At 71.5% G+C, this 19532-nt stretch carries 17 protein-coding genes; 4 read left to right on the top strand and 13 right to left on the bottom strand.

What is annotated here, in order from left to right:
• Positions 1-167: 167 nt before the first annotated feature.
• Together ACIREE_RS10310 and ACIREE_RS10305 are read left to right on the top strand one after the other, a co-directional pair.
• Complete coding sequence (locus ACIREE_RS10310; protein ID WP_404149398.1) at positions 168-821, top strand: molybdopterin-dependent oxidoreductase; 654 nt, start codon at positions 168-170, stop codon at positions 819-821.
• Positions 805-1410, top strand: coding sequence for a cytochrome b/b6 domain-containing protein (locus ACIREE_RS10305; RefSeq protein WP_404149062.1), 606 nt, complete (start codon positions 805-807; stop codon positions 1408-1410). Before ACIREE_RS10310 ends, ACIREE_RS10305 begins: the two co-directional genes overlap by 17 nt.
• A gap of 21 nt (positions 1411-1431) precedes the next feature.
• Here the strand turns inward: ACIREE_RS10305 and ACIREE_RS10300 are convergent, their stop codons facing one another.
• The 5 genes from ACIREE_RS10300 to ACIREE_RS10280 all read right to left on the bottom strand — a co-directional run bounded on the left by ACIREE_RS10300 (position 1432) and on the right by ACIREE_RS10280 (position 6344).
• Positions 1432-2442, bottom strand: coding sequence for an aldo/keto reductase (locus ACIREE_RS10300; protein ID WP_404149060.1), 1011 nt, complete (start codon positions 2440-2442; stop codon positions 1432-1434).
• 87 nt (positions 2443-2529) lie between these two features.
• Positions 2530-3564 carry an L-idonate 5-dehydrogenase gene (locus tag ACIREE_RS10295; protein ID WP_404149058.1) on the bottom strand — a complete coding sequence of 345 codons (1035 nt, stop codon included), beginning with the start codon at positions 3562-3564 and terminating at the stop codon, positions 2530-2532.
• Positions 3565-3577: 13 nt separating this feature from the next.
• Positions 3578-4336, bottom strand: coding sequence for an SDR family oxidoreductase (locus ACIREE_RS10290; protein ID WP_404149056.1), 759 nt, complete (start codon positions 4334-4336; stop codon positions 3578-3580).
• 31 nt (positions 4337-4367) lie between these two features.
• Positions 4368-5774 (bottom strand): gluconate:H+ symporter, encoded by a 1407-nt coding sequence (locus ACIREE_RS10285; protein WP_404149054.1) that lies wholly within the window; start codon positions 5772-5774, stop codon positions 4368-4370.
• A 57-nt stretch (positions 5775-5831) separates the two neighbouring features.
• The gene (locus tag ACIREE_RS10280; protein WP_404149053.1) at positions 5832-6344 is read right to left on the bottom strand and encodes a gluconokinase; all 513 of its coding nucleotides are present in this window, start codon (positions 6342-6344) and stop codon (positions 5832-5834) included.
• A gap of 144 nt (positions 6345-6488) precedes the next feature.
• On the opposite strand from ACIREE_RS10280, the gene ACIREE_RS10275 reads away from it, so the two are divergent.
• Entirely contained in the window at positions 6489-7190 is a 702-nt protein-coding gene (locus ACIREE_RS10275; protein ID WP_404149051.1) for a FadR/GntR family transcriptional regulator, read from the top strand.
• 22 nt (positions 7191-7212) lie between these two features.
• Here the strand turns inward: ACIREE_RS10275 and ACIREE_RS10270 are convergent, their stop codons facing one another.
• The 8 genes from ACIREE_RS10270 to ACIREE_RS10235 all read right to left on the bottom strand — a co-directional run bounded on the left by ACIREE_RS10270 (position 7213) and on the right by ACIREE_RS10235 (position 17205).
• A complete protein-coding gene (locus ACIREE_RS10270; RefSeq protein ID WP_404149049.1) occupies positions 7213-7605 on the bottom strand; it encodes a YchJ family protein in 393 nt (130 codons plus the stop codon).
• A 24-nt stretch (positions 7606-7629) separates the two neighbouring features.
• Positions 7630-9897, bottom strand: a complete 2268-nt coding sequence (locus ACIREE_RS10265) for a glycoside hydrolase family 3 N-terminal domain-containing protein (RefSeq protein WP_404149046.1) — start codon at positions 9895-9897, stop codon at positions 7630-7632.
• Positions 9894-11828, bottom strand: coding sequence for a cellulase family glycosylhydrolase (locus ACIREE_RS10260; protein WP_404149044.1), 1935 nt, complete (start codon positions 11826-11828; stop codon positions 9894-9896). The genes ACIREE_RS10265 and ACIREE_RS10260 overlap by 4 nt, the downstream gene beginning before the upstream one ends.
• A gap of 42 nt (positions 11829-11870) precedes the next feature.
• Positions 11871-12923, bottom strand: coding sequence for a LacI family DNA-binding transcriptional regulator (locus tag ACIREE_RS10255; protein WP_404149041.1), 1053 nt, complete (start codon positions 12921-12923; stop codon positions 11871-11873).
• A complete protein-coding gene (locus ACIREE_RS10250) occupies positions 12920-13765 on the bottom strand; it encodes a carbohydrate ABC transporter permease (RefSeq protein WP_404149038.1) in 846 nt (281 codons plus the stop codon). The genes ACIREE_RS10255 and ACIREE_RS10250 overlap by 4 nt, the downstream gene beginning before the upstream one ends.
• Positions 13766-13791: 26 nt before the next feature.
• Positions 13792-14730: a carbohydrate ABC transporter permease gene (locus tag ACIREE_RS10245; RefSeq protein WP_404149035.1), complete on the bottom strand. Its 939-nt coding sequence runs from the start codon at positions 14728-14730 to the stop codon at positions 13792-13794.
• Between the two features lie 42 nt (positions 14731-14772).
• Positions 14773-16053, bottom strand: coding sequence for an ABC transporter substrate-binding protein (locus ACIREE_RS10240; RefSeq protein WP_404149032.1), 1281 nt, complete (start codon positions 16051-16053; stop codon positions 14773-14775).
• A 225-nt stretch (positions 16054-16278) separates the two neighbouring features.
• Positions 16279-17205 carry an AraC family transcriptional regulator gene (locus tag ACIREE_RS10235; protein ID WP_404149030.1) on the bottom strand — a complete coding sequence of 309 codons (927 nt, stop codon included), beginning with the start codon at positions 17203-17205 and terminating at the stop codon, positions 16279-16281.
• Positions 17206-17389: 184 nt separating this feature from the next.
• Between ACIREE_RS10235 and tkt the strand changes: the two genes are divergently transcribed.
• Positions 17390-19498 carry a transketolase gene (tkt, locus tag ACIREE_RS10230; RefSeq protein WP_404149028.1) on the top strand — a complete coding sequence of 703 codons (2109 nt, stop codon included), beginning with the start codon at positions 17390-17392 and terminating at the stop codon, positions 19496-19498.
• Positions 19499-19532: the final 34 nt, after the last annotated feature.

The raw sequence follows: 19532 nt of genomic DNA, 5'->3' as shown, positions 1-19532 counted from the left end.
GCGGGGTGCCACGGTGTACCCGTGAGACCTGACGGAACGATGACGGACGTCGGTCAGGGCTGGTCTTCCGACCGGTCCGGTGCTCGAATCGGAGCGTGAACGCACAACCCGGCCGTCCGGCCGACGAAGAAGGCGGCGCCCCCGTCGGGCGCCGCCTGATCCTGGGCATGCTGGGCGCGGGCGCGCTCTCCGTGGCGGCCGCCCCCGCCCTCCAGCACGTCCTGGAGGGCGTCGCCCAGAAAGATCCCACCGGCCTCAGCGGTCTGCTCCCCAACGGCGGCGGCTTCCGCTACTACTCCGTCGCCGCTTCCGTCCCCCACAAGTCCGCCGAGAACTACCGCCTCACCGTCGACGGCCTCGTCGACCGGCCCGGCGCCCACACGCTCCCCGAACTGCGCGCGCTGCCCCAGACCCGCATGGTCCGGGACGTCCAGTGCGTCACCGGCTGGCGGGTCCCGGACACCTCCTTCGAGGGCGTCCGCCTCTCGACGATCCTGGACGCCGCCGGAGTGCGGCCGAGCGCCAGGGCCGTACGTCTGACCTGTTTCGACGGGACGTACAGCGAGAGCCTCACCCTCCAACAGGCGCGCCGCGCCGATGTGTTGGTGGCCCTGAAGATGCGGGACAAGGACCTGAGCCACGCCCACGGCGGGCCGGTGCGCCTCTACGTAGCGCCCATGTACTTCTACAAGTCGGCCAAGTGGCTCTCCGGCATCACCGTCACCGATGAAGTGCGGCCCGGCTACTGGGAAGAGCGCGGCTACGACGTCGACGCCTGGGTCGGCCGGTCGAACGGACGCGGCGATGACCCCACAGCCTGAACTCTCCACCTGGGTCCGGCGGTTCACGCCCGCCGAACGCTGGGTGCACCGTGTCACCGCCGCACTCATGGGCGTCTGCGTCGCCACCGCGGCCTGTCTCTACCTGCCCCAGCTCGCCGAACTCGTCGGCCGCCGCGCCCTCGTCGTCACCCTCCACGAATGGTCGGGGCTGCTGCTGCCCGCCCCCTTCCTGCTCGGGCTCGCCTCCCGCCCCTTCCGCGCGGACCTGGGCCGCCTGAACCGGTTCGGCCCGCACGACAGAGCCTGGCTGCGCGCCGCCGTACGGCGGCGGCCGGGCCGCAGGGCGGGCAAGTTCAACGCCGGGCAGAAGCTGTGGGCGGCCTGGCTGGCCGGTGCCGTCCTGGTGATGCTCGGCACCGGCCTGCTCATGTGGTTCACGCACCTCGCGCCACTGGCCTGGCGCACCGGCAGCACCTTCGTGCACGACTGGCTGGCGCTCGCCCTCGGCATCGTGCTCGCCGGGCACATCGGCATGGCGGCCGGCGACCCCGAGGCGCGCAGAGGTCTGCGCACCGGGTTCGTCGGCCGGGACTGGGCCGCGCGGGAACACGGCGAGTGGCTCGACTGAGCCGTGCGGGCGCGAGCCCGGTCACCAGGCGAAGGCCTCCGGGGACGGGCCCGGGCCCGGGAAGATCTCGTCGAGCGACGTCAACAGGGCCTCGGGAAGGTCGAGTTCGACCGCTCGCAGCGCCGAGTCCAGCTGCTCCGCGGTGCGCGGGCCCACGATCGGGCCCGTCACCCCGGGCCGGCCGAGCAGCCACGCGAGTGCCACCTCGCCGGGTTCGAGACCGTGCTCGGCGACGACCTTCTCGTACGCCTCGACCTGCCCCCGTACCACCGGGTCCGCGAGCCCGCTGCCCGAGCGGCCGACGTGGGTGCGTGAGCCGGTGCCCTCGCGCTGCTTGCGCAGGGCGCCGCCGAGCAGGCCCTGGTGCAGCGGTGACCAGGGGATGACGCCGAGGCCGTACTCCTGCGCGGCCGGGATCACGTCCATCTCCGCGCGCCGCTCGAACAGGTTGTAGAGGCACTGCTCGCTGACCAGGCCGACCAGGCCGCGCGTCCGTGCCGCCTCGTTGGCCTGGGCGATCTTGTAGCCGGGGAAGTTCGACGAAGCCGCGTAGAGGATCTTGCCCTGCTGGATCAGGACGTCGATCGCCTGCCAGATCTCCTCGAACGGGGTGGCCCGGTCGATGTGGTGGAACTGGTAGACGTCGATGTGGTCCGTCCCCAGGCGCGTGAGCGAGGCGTCCACGGCGCGGCGGATGTTGAGCGCGCTGAGCCGGTCGTGGTTGGGCCACGACTGCCGGTTCCACGGCGTGCCGTCGTTCGTCATGTTGCCGTAGACCTTGGTCGCGAGGACGACCTTGTCGCGGCGGCCGCCGCCCTGCGCGAACCAGGAGCCGAGGATGCGCTCGGTGGCGCCCTTCTCGCCGTCCGTGCCGTAGATGTCCGCCGTGTCGAAGAAGTTGACGCCCGCGTCGAGCGCGGCGTCCATGAGCGAGTGGCTGGTCTTCTCGTCGGCCTCGCCACCGAAGTTCATCGTGCCGAGCACGAGTCGGCTGACCTTGAGTCCGGTGCGTCCGAGCTGGGTGTACCTCATGGCGGGCCAGTAAATGTGCTGGAGCGCGCTCGAAGTCAAGCATGCGTGCCGGGGCCACAGAGTTCGGGGCCGCTCGGTTCGGGCCGTTCAGCTCGCGGGAACCCCGAAGTCGAGCAGTACCTTGCAGGACGCGGCCCGGTCCACGGCCAGTTCGAACGCCCGGCCCGCCTCGGCCACCGGGACCACGGCGCTGACGAGCCCGGCGAGCGAGGGCTCGCGCGCCAGGAGTTCCAGGGCGGCATCGAACTCGGTGTCGAAACGGAACGCGCCGCGCAGCTCGATCTCCCGGCTCACCACCAGGTTCCCGGCGAACGGACTCCGTCCCGGCGGCAGCATGCCCAGCTGCACCACCACGCCACCCCGCCGCACCCGGTGCAGACAGGAGTCGAGCCCGGCCGCGACACCGGACGCCTCGATCGCCGTGTCGGCCTCGTCCGGCCACCCGGGATCGGCCGGATCATCGGCCCGTACGAGGATGTCGGCGCCCGCGACGGAGGCGTACTCCAGCGCCTTGGGGAGCAGGTCCGTCGCCGTCACCCGGGCCGCGCCCGCCGCCTTCGCCGCCGCGACGACGAGGCAGCCGATCGGGCCCGCGCCGGTCACCAGGACGTGCCGCCCGGCGACGTCCCCGGCCCGGCGCACGGCGTGCAGCGCCACCGAGAGCGGCTCGGCGAGCGCGGCCCGCTCCAGCGGCAGGCCCTGCGGAAGAGGCCTCAACTGGTCGGCGGGTACGGCCAGTTCGGCCGCGAAGCCGCCCTGGACGTGCGGGGTGCGGGCCGCGCTGCCCAGATACCGGGTGTCGCGGCAGACATTGCGCCGCCCGTCCCGGCACTCCGGGCAGACGCCGCAGGGAGTCGCCGGGTGCACGGCCACCGGGGTCCCGGGCACGGGCCCCGAGGCGCCGGACCCGTACGCCAGAACCGTGCCGACCACTTCGTGCCCGAGCACCATCGGCTCGCGCAGCCGGAAGTCGCCGACGCCGCCGTGGAGCCAGTAGTGCAGATCGGAGCCGCACACCCCGCCGTACCGGACGGCGACCAGCGCCTGGCCGGGCCCCGGCTCGGGGGTGGGGAGTTCGTCGACGCGCAGATCACCGGCGCCGTGGATCACGCAGCCCAACATGGCAACTCCCGTATCAGAGAACGCTGGTCATGCCGCCGTCGACGTACAGGATCTGCCCGCCGACGAAGTCCGCCGCGGGCGAGGCGAGGAAGAGCACGCCGCCCACGAGGTCCTCGGTGCGGCCCCAGCGTCCGGCCGGGGTCCTGCGGCGCACCCAGGCGCTGAACTCCTCGTCCCGGACGAGGGGTTCGGTCAGCTCGGTCTCGATGTAGCCGGGGCCGAGCCCGTTGACCTGGACGCCCGACGGGCCCCAGTCGGCGCACATGCCCTTGGTGAGCATTTTCAGGGCGCCCTTCGTGGCCGCGTACGGGGCGATGCCCGGGCGGACCACCTCGCTCTGCAGCGAGCAGATGTTCACGATCTTGCCGTGGCCGCGCTCGACCATGCCGCGCGCGGCCTCCCGGGCCACCAGGAACGCGCTCGTCAGATTCGTGTCCAGGATCCGGTGCCAGTCGGCGTCGGCGAACTCCAGGAGCGGGGCGCGCAGTTGCATGCCCGCGTTGTTGACGAGGATGTCGAGCGGCCCGACCCGCTGTTCGACATCGGCGATCCCGGCGGCCACGGCGGCGCTGTCGGTGACATCGAACGCCGCCGTGTGGACCGTGCCGCCGAGCTCTCGGGCCGCCTTCTCCAGCTGCTCCGGATCACGGCCGTTGAGCACGACCGTGCAACCGGCCTCCAGGAGGCCGCGGGCCAGGGCGAACCCGATCCCGCGACTGGACCCGGTGACGAGGGCGATGCGGCCGCTGATGTCGAACAGGGGGTGACTCATCGACGTACGACTCCTCAAGAGGTCCAGCGGTCTAGATGACCAGCGACAGCAGCAGGACCAGGGCTCCCGCGACCACGGAGATGATCGTCTCCATGACCGACCAGGTCTTGATCGTCTGCCCGACGCTGAGCCCGAAGTACTCCTTGACCAGCCAGAACCCGGCGTCGTTGACATGGCTGAAGAACAGCGAGCCAGCGCCGATCGCGAGGACCAGGAGCGCCGTGTGGCTGTCCGACATGTTCGCCGCGAGGGGCGCGACGAGGCCGGCGGCCGAGACCGTCGCGACGGTCGCCGAGCCGGTGGCGAGGCGGATCACGACGGCGATCAGCCAGGCGAGCAGCAGCGCGGGGATGGACCAGTCCTTGGAGATCTCCAGGACCATCTGGCCGACGCCGGAGTCGATGAGGGTCTGCTTGAAGCCGCCGCCCGCGCCGACGATGAGGAGCACGCCCGCGATGGGGGCGAGAGACTTCTCGGTGGTGGCCTGCAGCTTGCCCTTGGTGAACCCGGCCGGGCGGCCGAGCGTGAACATGGCCACGATGACGGCCACGAGCAGGGCGGTCAGCGGGTTGCCGATGACGTCGAAGACGCGCTGGACGGTGTGGTCGGGGTTGTCCACGATGATGTCGACCAGGGCCTTGGCCAGCATCATGACGACCGGCAGCAGAATGGTGACGACGGCGGCGCCGAAGCTGGGCCGCTTCTCCAGGTCGTCGGAGGCCCGCCCGGGGACCATCTTGTCGGGGACGGGGACGTCCACCCAGCGGGCGGCGTACTTGGAGAAGACGGGACCGGCGATGATCACCGTCGGGATGGCGACGACGATGCCGAGCGCGAGCGTGATGCCCAGGTTGGCGTGGACCGCGTCGATCGCGACGAGCGGGCCCGGGTGCGGCGGGATCAGGCCGTGCATGACCGACAGGCCGGCGAGCGCCGGGATGCCGATCCGCATCAGCGAGTAGTTGCCGCGCTTGGCGACCATCAGGACGACCGGGATCAGCAGCACGATGCCGACCTCGAAGAAGAGCGGAAGCCCGATCACGGCGGCGATCAGGACCATCGCCCAGGGCATCGCCTTTCCGCCGGACTTCCCCGCCCTGGCGAGGATCGTGTCGACGATCTGGTCCGCGCCGCCGGAGTCGGCGAGCAGCTTGCCGAGGATCGCGCCGAGCGCGATCAGCACACCCACACCGGCCACCGTGGAGCCGAGCCCCGCGGAGAAGCTGGTGATCGCCTTGTCCAGCGGTGCCCCGGCGAACGCGCCGAGCGCGAGCGAGCCGATGGTCAGGGCCAGGAAGGCGTGGAGCTTGAACTTCGTGATGAGCAGGACGATGACGGCGATGCCCGCGAGGACGGCGATCCCGAGCTGGGCGTGGCCCGCGGAGGTGATCGGCTCGACGGCGTCCGCTGCCAGCATCTCGACGCTGAGACTGGTCACGGTCTTTTCCCTTGGTACGTGGGGAGGGGACTGGGAAGGGGGGAGAAGGGGGAGGGGTTACTCGGAGTCGAGCGCGGCGAGGGCCTGGACGGCCCGGTCCGCGATCTCGTCCGGGGAGCCCGACACATCGACGTCGACGCCCGTCTCGTCCGCCGCGAGCGGCTGGAGCGTGGCGAACTGCGAGTCGAGGAGCGCGGTCGGCATGAAGTGACCCTGCCGGTGCGACATCCGGTCCTCGATGAGCTCGCGGCTACCGGTGAGGTGGACGAAGACGGCACCGGGTGCCTCGGCCCGGAGCCGGTCGCGGTAGCTGCGCTTCAGCGCGGAGCTGCTGACCACCCCGCCGAGCCCGGCCCGGCCGTGGGCCCACTCGCCGATGGCGTCCAGCCACGGCCAGCGGTCCTCGTCCGTGAGGGGCGTGCCGGCCGACATCTTGGCGATGTTGGCCGGGGGGTGGAAGTCGTCGCCCTCGGCGTACGGAACGCCGAGCCGCTCGGCGAGCAGGGGACCGATCGTTGTCTTGCCGGTGCCTGCCACGCCCATGACCACGACGACGTGGGGGGTACTCATCGCTGCCTCGCTGTCTTCATCGACATGCTGTGTATCGACATGCTGTGTCACGCCACTGAAACCTAATAGGTCTGATTAATTCAAGAGCCTGTGACTTAAAAGTCAGACTTTTTGTTGCTCGTGCCGGAACCGTACGCTGACCCCATGACCACCAAGGACCGGGGGCTGCACGCCCGCGTACTCGACAGCCTCGGTCCCGCCATCACCGCGGGCGAGTATCCCGAAGGCAGCGTGTTGCGCACGGACGAGCTCGCCCAGCGCTATGAGGTGTCGCGCTCGGTGATGCGCGAAGCGGTGCGGGTCCTGGAATCCATGCACCTCGTGGCGTCGCGGCGCCGGGTCGGCGTCACCGTGCGTCCCGCGGGGGAGTGGAACGTCTACGACCCGCAGGTCATCCGCTGGCGCCTCGCCGGGGCCGACCGGCCGCGCCAGCTGCGCTCGCTCACGATGCTGCGCTCGGCGGTCGAGCCGGTCGCCGCGGGGCTCGCCGCCCGGTACGCGACGGCGGAGCAGTGCGCGGAGCTCACCGAGTGCGCCCTCGGCATGGTCTCCACATCGCGCGGCCAGCAGCTGGAGGCGTACCTCGTCCACGACATCGAGTTCCACCGGGTCGTCCTGAACGCGTCGGGCAACGAGATGTTCGCCCACCTCGGCGACCTGGTGGCGGAGGTCCTGGCGGGCCGCACCCACCACCAGGTCATGTTCGAGGACCCGGACCCCGCGGCGGTCACCCTGCACGTGCGGGTCGCCGACGCCGTGCGCGAAGGAGACGCGGAGCGCGCGGAGGCGCTCACGCGCGAGATCGCGGTCGGGGCGCTGCAGGAGCTGGACATCCTCGCGCCCTGAACCGCCGTCCGGAACAGGCGGGTTACTCGATGAAGTCCCCGTCCACGTACACCCACGCCCCGGCCACCCGCAGGAACTGGCTGCGCTCGTGCAGCGCGCCCGCGCGGCCGCCGTCCTTGAACCGGGCGCGGAACGTGACAGTGCCGCCCTGGTGGAACGCGGAGCCCTCGGTGGTCTCCAGGATCTCCAGGCCGGCCCAGGTCAGCGCGGGATCGAAGTCGATGCCCGGCGGCCGGGTGTCCGGGTGCCAGGTGCGCAGCAGGTACGCGGCGTCCTCGCGGGCGAACGCCGTGTACCGGGAGCGCATGAGGGCTTCCGGTGTGGGGGCGGCGGCGCCACCGGAGTGGTAGCGACCGCAGCAGCTCTCGTACGGCTCGGGCAGTCCGCAGGGGCAGGTGGGGGTGGGGCGTGCCATGGGCACATTGTCCCCCACATCCGCTCAGCTCGGAGTGACGGTGAGCGGCGCCCCCTGGGTGCGGTCCGACGCCGGTCCGGTCTCCAGCGAGAACGCGCCCGGTTCCACGGCGAGTTCGAGGTCGCGGCCGACGGAGGCGAGCGTTTCGGCGGTCACCTCGAAGGTCACGTCCCGGCGCTCGCCCGGCGCCAGGTCCAGGCCGGTGAATCCGCGCAGCTCCCGCACCCGGGGCCACGACGAGCCGCCCGAGACGCGCCGCACATACAGCTGCACCGTCTCGCGAACGGCTGTCCGGCCCGTGTTCTCGACGGTGACCGTGCAGGTCAGGCGCGGATCGTCGGCGGGCACCGAGGTGCGGCTCAGGGCGGGCGGGCCATAGGCGACCATGCCGTACGATAGCCCGTGCCCGAAGGCGTACCGCGCGGCCGCCGGCTGGTCGACGTAGCCGCGGTAGCCGTGGTCCTTGCCGTTGTAGAACACGGGAAGCTGGGCCGCCGAGCGCGGCACCGACACGGGCAGCCGCCCCGCGGGCCCCGCGGCGCCGAAGAGTACGTCCGCGACGGCCCTGCCGCCCCACGGCCCCGGGTACCACGCGCTCAGCAGCGCACCCACCCGCCCGGAGAGGTCGGGCAGCGCGTGCGGCCGGCCCTGCACCAGGACCACCACGACCGGCGTCCCGGTCGCGGCGACCGCGTCGAGCAGCGCCGACTGCCCCTCGACTAGGGCGAGTTCGGCCAGGTCCACGCCCTCGCCGCACGTCATGCCGGCCGGGTTGCCGGACGACACGACCGCCGCGCCGTTCGCCTCGAACCGGGTGCCGTCCTCGCGGGCGCTCGACCCGCCGAGCACGAGCACCGCCACATCCGCGGCGGCGGCCAGGGCGACCGCCTCGCCGAGCCCGGCCCTGTCGCCGCCGACCAGTTCGCAGCCGCGCGCGTACGTCACCTCGCGGTCGGCCCCGGCCGCGGCGCGGATCCCGGCGAGCACGGTGACGCCGGTACCGGGCCGCTGCGGCGCCGTGTAGTCGCCGATCTGCTGCGGCACGGAGTCGGCGTTCGGGCCGAGGACGGCGATCCGGCGGGCGCCGGTCGGCAGGGGCAGGGTTGTCCCGTCGTGCTCAAGAAGGGTGACCGACGCGCGCGCCAATCGCTCGCTCAACTCCTGTGCCGCGACCGGGCTTTCACTGCTCCGCGCGTACGGCTGCTCGAACAGGCCGAGCCGGAACTTCAGGGTCAGGACCCGCCCGACCGCCGTGTTCAGGGCCTCCTCGGAGACGAGACCGCGCTCGACGGCCTCGCCGAGCCGGGGGAAGGCCCCGTCCCACAGGCTCAGGTCCGTACCCGCCGCGAGCGCCATCGCGCCCGCCGCCGCCGGATCGCCCGCGAGCCGGACAAGGCGGTCGAGCGCGCATCCGTCCGCCATCACGATGCCGTCGAACCCCCAGTGCTCCCGCAGGAGTTCGGTCAGCAGATACGGGTTCGCCGCGCACGGCAGACCGTCGAACTCGTTGTACGCGGCCATCACCCCGGCGGCCCCGGCCCGCACCCCGGCGCGGGCGGCCGCCAGATGGATCTCGTGCAGCTCGCGGGCGCCCAGCTCGGTCGCCGCGCTGTTGCGGCCGCCGACCGTGGCACCCTGCCCGGCGAAGTGCTTGAGTACCACGCCGATCCCTTGCGCGCGCATGCCGCGCACCAGCGCCTCGGTGAACCGGGAGGCCAGGTAGGGGTCCTCGCCGAAACACTCCTCGGCGCGGCCCCAGCGCGGGTCGCGCACCAGGTCGAGCGCGGAGACCAGCGCCAGGTGGCCGCCCCGGGCCCGGAGCTCCCGCGCGGCAGCGGCGGCCGCCGCCTCGTAGAGGTCGGGGTCCCAGCTCGCGCCCACCGCCAGGTTCGCGGGCAGCACCGTGCCGTCGAGGGCCTGATGCCCGTGCGGCACCTCCTCGACCAGCAGCACCGGGATGCCGAGCCGGGTCTCCTCCACGACGTGCCGCTGCACCGCGTCGGCGACCCCGGCCGCGTCCGCCGCCGTGATCCCGTCGGCGAAGGTCACGCCCGACCAGGGATCGGCGCGCTGCAACCCGTACAGGGCGCCCATCCCGTCGTACGCGGTGACCTCGGCGCGGAACGCGTCGGTGAGCCGGTGCTCCCCGTCGGCGCCGCGCTCGTAGGCGTGCCAGCCGTACAGGCGCTGGTTGACCTGACCGACCTTCTCCGTGAGCGTCATCCGGCCCAGCAGGTCCCGCACCCGGTCGGGCACGGGCGCCGACGCGTCGCGGTACAGCGGCTCGCTCACCGCAGTTCCAGGACGCGGACGCCGAAGGCGGGCAGGGTGACGTCGTCGACCGGCTCGCCGGAGTCCAGCGCGTGGAACGTCCCGTCCGCCGACGGACACACCGTGACCTCGTCCTCGGACTGGCTGACCAGCCACACGAACCGCCGCCCGTCCTCGTGGACCAGCACATCGGCCCCGACGAACGGCTCGTCGACGGTCACTTCCCCTGCCACTCCGGCCAGTTGGGCCAGGGCCGCGTACAGCCGATGCGTCTGCTCGGGATTGACGCGGGCCGTGCGGGCGGCCATGTGCTCCAGCGGGTACGTGGCGAGGACGGTACGCCCGCGGCCGGTGTCGCGGCACAGCAGTGCGGGGCGGCCGTGCCCGTCCACCGCCACGACCCGGGCATCGCGCGGCACCACGGGCAGGTAGGCGCGGCTGTCCTCGTTGCCCGCGACCGGGAAGCGCAGCACCTCGCCCGCGCGGATGGAGCCGAAGTCCTCCCGGAACGTCATCTCCAGGGTGTCGTCCTCGATCGGCTCCGCGACCCCGTACGAGAGCTGCTGCTCGACGCCGAACAGGCCGTCCAGGTCGTCGAACCAGGGGCCGCGCGTGCCCGGGTGCTCGCCCGAGCAGAACGACAGATAGACCGTGGCGCCCTCGTCCGCCCTGCGCTGCAGCGTCCGCCGGGTCCGCGTCGTCAACTGTCGTGTCGCGGGCAGGAGATACAGGTCCACGTCCTCGGCGATGCCGTCCGCCTCCCGGGTGAGGCCCACCGGCAGATCCGCGGCGCGCGCGGCGACGTACCCCTGATGCAGCGACGTGAAGATCAGCGGGCGGTCGGCGGGTCGGCTGTAGGGGTAGCCGCGCTCCAGGAACGCGGGCACGACCAGCGCCGCGCCCGCGTCCGCGCGACGGCAGCGTGCGAAGTCGACATCCTTCAACACCTCGGCGAACGCGGCGAGTTCGAGCAGCGGCTCCTTCGGCGCGCCCGTGCTGTCCGTGATGCCGAAGTGCATCTCGAAGGGGTGGTGGTCATAGGGGGACTGGTCCCACAGGTCGTCGTAGTCGGTGTTGTTCCAGGCCATCCAGCCCGTCGCGCCGCCGAGCAGCGAATTGTGCAGGGTCTGGCGGTAGTACACGCCCGCGTTCTTGGCGGACACCGTGTCCGTCGACAGACCGAACTCCTCCAGGATCACCGGCTGTCCGGTGACCCCGGCCAGCTCGCACTCGAACGCGGCGCGGTAGTGCTGGCGCGGCTTGTCCGTGTCCGAGCGGTACACGTGCGGGCCGACGAAATCGACGTACTCGGCGGTGTCGCGCAGCGAGAAACCATTGTCGCGGCCCGTCACCTCGATGCCCCACGCGCCGTCGCCGAGCGAGACCGGCTGCGTCGCGCCCGCCGCCCGCACCGCGTTGCACATCGACTGCGCCCACGCCGTCACGACATCACTGGACGGCGGATCGACCTGGTAGATACGGCCGTAACCCGGCATCTCGTTCGTGATCAGCCAGCCGGTGACCGCCGGGTGGTCCTTGAAACGGCGGGTCATCTGCGCGGCGAACCAGGCCTGGCGGCCCACCATCCACACGTCCTCGTACAGATCGCGGTTGCCCCGCCACGCCGGGTCCCAGTTCTCGCCGGACATGTGCCCCACGATGAACGTCGGCACCGTCCCCATACCGAGCTCCCGGTGCGCGTCCAGGAAGTCACGGAACCGCTCGCACAGCTCCTCGTCGATCCGGTGCGGCTCGGGGTGGAAGTCCGGCCAGTAGAAGAATGACCGCGTCATGTTCAGGCCGTGCTCGCGCAAGCCCTGAAGCTCCTCGCGCACCACCTTCGGGTCGTAGTCGCGCCACATCAGGGGCCCGCCCGTGCGGGACCAGAAGTTGGCGCCGAGCCAGGGCAGGACGGCGGCGTCGTGGGTGAGGTGGGCGCTGTGGCGTCGCATGGTGGTACGGGTCTCCGATACTGAAGTGCGTGCTGCTGTACGTCAGTTGAGTGGGGCGGGGCCGGTCGACTCGCGGACCACGAGGCGCGGCCGGTCGTCGAGACGCGCCGCGGGCAGGTCCTCGCCGCACCGGGCGAGCAGGGTCCGGGCGGCGGCCGCGCCGACCCGCTGCACCTGCTGATCGACGGTGGTCAGGCGCGGGTGCAGCCAGCGGCCGAGCGGCAGATTGTCGTAGCCGACGACCGACAGGTCGTCCGGTACGCGCAGGCCCGCCCGCTGGGCGGTGCCGATGCCGCACACGGCCATCGAGTCGTTGGCGTAGACGAGGGCGGTGGGCCGCTCGTCGGCGGCGAGCAGCTCGCGGGTCGCGGCGACGGCCGCCGCCTCCGAGAAGTCGGTGTGCCGCACGGCGGCGGGCGCGAGCCCGGCCGCCGCGAGGGTCTCCTCGAAGACGGCGAGGCGAAGGCGGGTGTGCTGCAGCTCGGCGGGACCGGCCACGTACGCGATCCGCGTGTGACCCAACTCCCGCAGGTGTCCTACGACTTCCTGCACGCCCGCGCCCTGGTTGCCGAGTCCGACGACCGGCACGTCCGCATGCGGGGTCGGCGCGCCGAGCAGCACGGCGGGCAGCCCGAGGCGGGTCAGCAGCGCCGGGCGCGGGTCGTCGGCGCGGGCGTCCGTGAGCACGGCCCCGTCCACCCGCTTCTCGGCGGCGAGCCGCTCGTACAGCGCGCCCTCCTCCTCGACATCGGCGACCAGGTGCAGCAGCAGACCGTAGCCGCGCGGCGCCAACTCGCCCTCTATGCCGGTGATCAGCTCGCTGAAGTGCGGGTCCGCGCCCAGCACGTCGGTGGGCCTGCGCACGACAAGGGCGAGCGTGCGGGTCCGGGCGCTGCGCAGCGCCGTCGCCGACGCGCTCGGCGACCAGCCGAGGTCAAGGGCCGCCTCCAGGATCCGCTGCCGCGTCGCCTCGGCGAGCCGCCCCTTGTCGTTGAACGCCTGTGACACCGCCGCCGTCGACACCCCCGCCGCGGCCGCCACCGCTTTGATGGTGGGCCTGACTCCGGTCTTCCTGCCGCTGACATCGCCGCTCACATCTTCACCGCCCCACTCACCAGTGCCTGCTGCATCCGCTTCTGCAGCACCGTATAGACCACCCAGACAGGGACGAGCGTGAGGACGGTGCCTGCGGTCAGCACGCCGTAGTCCGTGCCGGTGATGGACTTCAGGGTGGGCAGCGCCACTTGGACCGTGCGCTGCGCGGGGTCGGGCCCGATGATGACGAGGGAGTACAGGTACTCGTTCCAGAAGGTCAGAAAGTTGAGCAGCAGCACCGTGGCGATGCCGGGCAGACACATCGGTGTGTAGATGTGCCGCAGGACCGCGAAGGTGGACGCGCCGTCCAGGCGGGCCGCCTCCTCCATCTCCTTGGGGATCGTCCGCATGAACTGCACCAGGATCACCACCGACAGCGGCATCGCCGTCGCCGGCAGGAACAGCACCATGAACGTCCGCGTGTGGAACAGGCCGGTGGCGGCCGCCAGCAGGAACGTCGGGAACAGTGCCGCGAACGTCGGGATCAGGAAGCCGAGGGAGAACACCTTCTCCACTGCCGAGGCGAGCCGCCCCGTCGAGCGGGCGAGCGCGAACGCCGCCGGGATCGCGAGGGCCAGCGTCAGGACGAGCGAGAAGACCGTCACCAGCGCCGAGTTGACGATCGCGAGCCCCAGATCGGCGCTTTCGAAGGCCGTGCTCAGATTCCCGAAACCGTACGAGGAAGGCAGCGCGAAGGGGTGCGCGAAGATCTCGTCGTTCGTCTTGAACGCCGAGGCGACGAAGTAGTACAGCGGGATGACGAGCAGCACCGCGTACAGCCAGACCAGGATGTGCGCGGGCAGCCAGGACCGGCCGAAGCGAGAACGTGCCGAGGACTTCAAGGCGTACTCCGATCAGGAACTGGCGGTCAGTAGCTCTGGCGGAAAGCGCGCCGGATGGCGAGCAGTCCGACGAGGCCGACGAGGAAGAGGATGACGCCCACGGTCTGGCTGTAGCCGAGGTCCGCCGCGATGAACGCCTTCTGGTAGACGAGGAACGACAGCGTCGTCGACGAGCTGCCGGGCCCGCCCTGCGTGAGCAGCAGCACGTGCTGCGCCGAGCCGAACAGCGTCCACAGGAACTGCAGCATCGTCACCACGCCCACGTAGTCGCGGATCACCGGGAAGTGCACGCGCCACATGGTCCGCCAGTGCCCGGCCCCGTCCAGCTGCGCCGCCTCGCCCAGCTCGTCCGGCACACTGCCGAGCCGCGCCGCGAACAGCACGGCGGTGAAGCCGATCCCGGCCCAGATGTCGAGCGCGATCAGACACGCGAGGGCCGTCGACGGCGAGGCCAGCCACGCGTCCGCGAGCGAGCCGAGACCGACCGCCTCCAGGCCGCCGTTGACCAGCCCGTCGGGGGAGAGGGCGGCGTAGAAGACCATGGCCTTCGCGGGCGTCGAGATCAGCCCGGGTATGAACAGCAGATACCGGATGACCCGGTGGCCCGGCGGCTTCTGCGCCACGTAGTAGCCCAGCATGTACGCGCACACGACCATCACCGGGATGGCGACGACGAGCTGGATCGCGGTGTTGCTCACCGCGTCCCAGAACACCGGGTCGTCGAAGACCGTCCGCACGTTGTCGAACCCGGCGAACGACACCGGCTGCAGCATGCCCGGCCAGTGCAGCGCCGCCACCACGAAGATGGCGACCAGCGGGCCGACCATGAAGACCAGGTACCAGATGAGCGCGGGCAGCGCGAGGATCGTGCCGCCCTGCTTGCGCGGACGGCCGCCGGGGCCGGGGGAAGAAGGGGTGGGGCGGCTGACCGCTGCCTCGCCCGCTGTCGACGTCATCGTCGTCATGGAGCAACTCCCTTACGGGGAAGGTGAGATGGGGGCGGGCGGTCAGACGCCGCGGTAGGCGGCTTCGAGGACCGAGCGGACCTTGGCGGCGCTCGTGCCGCGCGTGAACGACGTACTCGTGGCGGTGACCAGCGGCTGCGTCGCGGCCGGCGGTACGAACAGGTCGGGCAGCAGCACCTGGCCCACATCGGAGCCGAGCCGCTGCGCCGCCGCGACCAGCGGGAAGTCCGTACTCACCGCATCCGAGTGCAGGGCCATGTCGCGCCCGGACTCCTTGATGAACCGGGCGACCGTGTCCTCGCGGTAGAAGAACTTCAGGAACTTCTCGACGGTGTCGATCTTCTTCGTGCCGTTCGGGCTGATCCAGAAGCCGATCAGGGTGTACGTGCGCAGGATCGTCGGTTTGTCGTGCGCGGCGCCCGGCGCCAGCGGCCAGCCGCCCACGTCCGTGTGGCGGGCCACGTTCTCCGGCACCTTGGCGAGCGCCGACGACATCGCCGACTGCATCGCCGCGGCCTGCGTGTTGAACTGCGTGGTCATCGTGTCGGACGTCAGCCCCTGCGCCTTGTCGGCGAAGACTCCGGCGTCGCGCAGCTCGACGAAGTAGTCGATGCCCCGGCGTGCGCCGCGGCTGCCGCTGAAGTCGCCGGTCGTGTAGACGTGCCGGGCCTCGTCCTCGCTGAGGAACGTCTGGATGATCTGCGCGAGCAGCTTCTGCCCGGTCCAGTCGTTGCCGCCGGTGGTGACGGGCGCGATGTTCTTCTTGCGCAACTTGCCCGCGGCGCTGATGAGTTCATCGCCGGTGACGGGGATGCGGTCGACGCCCGCGCGGTCGAGCAGTGCCCGGTTGAAGGCGATCGGCCAGTTGGTGGCGAAGTAGGGGAAGGCGCGTAGCCGGCTCTTGCTGTCCGTCCAGGCGTCGAGCGCGACGGGCAGCACGCGCTCCCGCAGGCCCCAGTCGTCCAGATAGCCCTTGACGTCGACGGTGGCGCCGACGTCGGTCCAGGCCAGCGTCTTGTCGTACAGGTTGACCATGACGACGTCCGGCTCCTTGCGGGCCAGCCGTGAGGTCTCGTAGACCTGCGCGAGGTCGTCACCGTTGACGAGGTTCCTGACCTTGAGCCCTGGATTCTCCTTGCGGAACCGGTCCAGGGCCGAGAGGTAGGTCGGGGAGCCCGGCGCGGTGGTGCCGAGCTGGCTGTGCACCACGAGCGTGTCGGGATCGTCGTCGGCCGCGGCGAGGGAGGAGCAGCCGGACAGGGCGGGCAGGGCGGTGGCGGTGGCGAGGGCGCCACCGGCGGCGAGGAAACCGCGCCGACTCATCCTTGAGGACAGCACAGGGGGCACAGCGGTATGTCTCCAACCGGGAGTGGTTAATCGATATACCTACGGGGGTGCGAGCACCGTATGAGGCCCTTGGGGAACGGTCAACCCCCCGTTGCGCATGGTGAAACGGGGGATTGAATCAAGCCCTCCGGCGATTGGGGAGCGGGGTCCGGGGCGGAGCCCCGCGGCCTCGGCTCCGGCGCCGGGTTCAAAGACGGGCGCTCAGACCTGCTCGGCCCGGAACGCCGCCGGCGTGGCCCCCGTGTGCTGCTGGAAGAACTTCGAGAAGTTCGCCGAGTCGCCGAACCCGACGGCGACCCCAATGCGCCCCACGGGCAGCTCGGTGTGGGCGAGCAGCCGCTTCGCCTCCAGGATCACGCGCCGGTCGATGAAGGCCTTGGGGGTCTGGCCGGTCGCGGCGCGTACCGCGCGGACCAGCGTGCGGCGCGAGTAGCCGAGCTCGTCGGCGTACGCGCTGACGCTGTGGTTCGTGGTGTAGCCCTGCTCGACGGCGGCGCGGAACCGGGTGAACGTCGTGTCCGCCTGCGGCTCGCACGCGTCGGCCGCCGCCTGTGCGGAGACGTGCGCCACGCGCAGCATGAACGCCGTGAGCGAGTGCCGCAGCACCGAGGTGTGCAGGCTCAGCGGTAGCGTCGCCGTGTCCAGGTACTCGCGCTGCAGCTGCTCCAAAGAGGCCTCGATGGCGGCGAGTTGGGCCGCGTCGGGGTGGAGCAGCGGCGTCCGGTCGTAGCGGTAGAGGCCGGTCGCCTCGACGATCGCGCGCGGCAGGAAGCCGGGCTGCATCGTGAGGGCCGTGCCGACGTACCGGTCGGCGTCGGAGAAGCCGTGCACCTGGCCGGGCCTGATCCACAGCACGTCCCCGGCACCGACCTCGTACTCCGTGAAGTCGATCATGTGGTGGACGGGGCCCTCGCGGAAGAAGAGGAGGACGTGGAAGTCGATGCGGTGCACTCGCCGGGACAGCCCCACGCCGCCCGCCCAGGGGCCCTCGGTGCCCATCGGTCCGACCTGCATCCCGACGCCGGAGACGCTCGCGCTCGGGTCGAAGGGGTAGGTGCGGATGTGCGCTCGTTCCGCGGGGCGTGCTCCCAGATGTGCGCTCGTCTGCGCGGCGCTCTGCTCCGTCATTCACATTCCTTGGCTTCGACCGGTGTGCGTGTCCCATTTTCACCGAACGCTGGCACGGGGGCACCTACACAGCAAAAAGTATGACCTTTAACGTCGTAGGTGGTTCGACCAGGGGCTTTGGTCCCAAAGAGCCAGTGCCCAGTGGCACGTGACGAGCACCACGGATGCGAAGGAAGCAATACAGATGAGCACGCGGACACCGGACGGCTTCGACCCCACCCTCGACCCCTTCGAGGGCCCCTTCGAGTGGACCGAACTCGACCAGCGTGCCGTCGACACCGCCCGCCTCCTCGCGGCCGACGCCGTGCAGAAGGTCGGCAACGGGCACCCCGGGACGGCGATGAGCCTCGCCCCCGCCGCGTACACGATCTTCCAGAAGGCCATGCGCCACGACCCGGCCGACCCGGAGTGGACCGGCCGCGACCGCTTCGTCCTCTCGCCCGGCCACACCAGCCTCACCCTCTACACCCAGCTCTTCCTCTCCGGCTACGAGCTGGAGCTCGACGACCTGAAGGCGTTCCGCACGCAGGGCTCGAAGACGCCCGGCCACCCCGAGTACGGCCACACCGCCGGTGTCGAGACGACGACGGGCCCGCTGGGCCAGGGCCTCGCCAACGCCGTGGGCATGGCGATGGCCGCCCGCTACGAGCGCGGCCTCTTCGACCCGGAGGCCGCCGAGGGCACCAGCCCCTTCGACCACACCATCTGGGCCATCGTCTCCGACGGCGACCTGGAGGAGGGCGTCTCCGCCGAGGCCTCCTCGCTCGCCGGGCACCAGAAGCTGGGCAACCTCGTCTTCCTCTACGACGACAACCACATCTCCATCGAGGGTGACACCGCGACCGCGTTCTCCGAGGACGTCCTCGGTCGCTACGAGGCCTACGGCTGGCACGTGCAGCGGATCACGCCGCGCGGCGACGGTGACGTCGACGTCGAGGCCCTGCACGCGGCGCTCGCCGCCGCCAAGGCCGAGACCGCCCGCCCCTCGATCATCGCCATGCGGACGATCATCGCCTGGCCCGCCCCGAGCGCGCAGAACACCGAGGCCTCCCACGGCTCCGCGCTCGGCGCCGACGAGATCGCCGCGACCAAGCGCGCCCTCGGCTTCGACCCCGAGCAGTCCTTCGCCGTCGAGGACGAGGTGATCGCCCACACGCGCGCCGCCCTCGACCGCGGCGCCGACGCGCACGCCGCCTGGGACAAGCAGCTCGCCGAGTGGCGTGCCGACAACCCGGAGCGCGCGAAGCTGCTCGACCGCGTCGTCGCGGGCCGCCTTCCCGAGGGCTGGGAGCAGGCACTGCCCACCTTCGAGACCGGCACGGGCGTCGCCACGCGCGCCGCGTCCGGCAAGGTCCTCCAGGCGCTCGGCCCGGTCATCCCCGAGCTGTGGGGTGGCTCCGCCGACCTCGCGGGCTCGAACAACACCACCATCGACAAGACGTCGTCCTTCCTCCCCGCGGGCAACCCGCTGCCCGAGGCGGACCCGTACGGCCGCACCGTCCACTTCGGCATCCGCGAGTTCTCCATGGCCGCGGAGATGAACGGCATCGCGCTGCACGGCAACACCCGCGTCTACGGCGGCACGTTCCTCGTGTTCTCCGACTACATGCGCAACGCCGTCCGTATGTCGGCCCTTATGCAGCTGCCCGTTACCTACGTGTGGACGCACGACTCCATCGGACTCGGCGAGGACGGCCCGACCCACCAGCCCGTCGAGCACCTCGCGTCGCTGCGCGCCATCCCGGGCCTCAACCTGGTCCGCCCGGCCGACGCCAACGAGACCGTCATCGCCTGGCGCGAGATCCTGCGCCGCGGTTCCGTCAAGCCTGCCCCGCACGGCCTGGCGCTGACCCGGCAGGGCGTGCCGACGTACGAGGCCAACGAGCTTGCCGCCAAGGGCGGTTACGTCCTGGCCGAGGCCTCGAAGGAGACCCCGGACGTCATCCTGATCGCGACCGGTTCCGAGGTGCACGTGGCCGTCGGTGCCCGGGAGCAGCTGGAGGCGGAGGGCGTCGCCACCCGCGTCGTGTCAATGCCGTCCGTCGAGTGGTTCGAGGAGCAGGACCAGAGCTACAAGGACAGCGTCCTGCCGCCGTCGGTGAAGGCCCGCGTCGCCGTCGAGGCCGGCATCGGCCTGACCTGGTACCGCTACGTCGGCGACGCCGGACGCATCGTCTCCCTCGAGCACTTCGGCGCCTCCGCGGACGCGAAGATCCTCTTCCGCGAGTTCGGCTTCACCGCCGAGAACGTCGCGGCCCAGGCGCGCGAGTCGCTCGCCGCCGCCCGCGCCTGAGCACCCCACCGCTGTAAAGAACGCTGTACCGAAA

The organism is Streptomyces sp. NPDC102467, from assembly GCF_044765445.1.
Classification (GTDB): Bacteria; Actinomycetota; Actinomycetes; order Streptomycetales; family Streptomycetaceae; genus Streptomyces.
The sequence above is the reverse complement of the archived record's forward strand: the minus strand, read 5'-3'. Positions and strand labels throughout refer to the sequence as shown.

Excerpts from the sequence above, each read along its gene's own strand:
- tkt (WP_404149028.1), top strand. The coding sequence starts at position 17,390 with ATGAGCACGCGGACACCGGACGGCTTCGACCCCACCCTCGACCCCTTC.
- ACIREE_RS10300 (WP_404149060.1), bottom strand. The coding sequence starts at position 2,442 with ATGAGGTACACCCAGCTCGGACGCACCGGACTCAAGGTCAGCCGACTC.
- ACIREE_RS10295 (WP_404149058.1), bottom strand. The coding sequence starts at position 3,564 with ATGTTGGGCTGCGTGATCCACGGCGCCGGTGATCTGCGCGTCGACGAA.
- ACIREE_RS10260 (WP_404149044.1), bottom strand. The coding sequence starts at position 11,828 with ATGCGACGCCACAGCGCCCACCTCACCCACGACGCCGCCGTCCTGCCC.
- ACIREE_RS10280 (WP_404149053.1), bottom strand. The coding sequence starts at position 6,344 with ATGAGTACCCCCCACGTCGTCGTGGTCATGGGCGTGGCAGGCACCGGC.
- ACIREE_RS10270 (WP_404149049.1), bottom strand. The coding sequence starts at position 7,605 with ATGGCACGCCCCACCCCCACCTGCCCCTGCGGACTGCCCGAGCCGTAC.
- ACIREE_RS10310 (WP_404149398.1), top strand. The coding sequence starts at position 168 with ATGCTGGGCGCGGGCGCGCTCTCCGTGGCGGCCGCCCCCGCCCTCCAG.
- ACIREE_RS10245 (WP_404149035.1), bottom strand. The coding sequence starts at position 14,730 with ATGACGACGATGACGTCGACAGCGGGCGAGGCAGCGGTCAGCCGCCCC.
- ACIREE_RS10240 (WP_404149032.1), bottom strand. The coding sequence starts at position 16,053 with ATGAGTCGGCGCGGTTTCCTCGCCGCCGGTGGCGCCCTCGCCACCGCC.
- ACIREE_RS10290 (WP_404149056.1), bottom strand. The coding sequence starts at position 4,336 with ATGAGTCACCCCCTGTTCGACATCAGCGGCCGCATCGCCCTCGTCACC.
- ACIREE_RS10275 (WP_404149051.1), top strand. The coding sequence starts at position 6,489 with ATGACCACCAAGGACCGGGGGCTGCACGCCCGCGTACTCGACAGCCTC.
- ACIREE_RS10235 (WP_404149030.1), bottom strand. The coding sequence starts at position 17,205 with ATGACGGAGCAGAGCGCCGCGCAGACGAGCGCACATCTGGGAGCACGC.
- ACIREE_RS10305 (WP_404149062.1), top strand. The coding sequence starts at position 805 with ATGACCCCACAGCCTGAACTCTCCACCTGGGTCCGGCGGTTCACGCCC.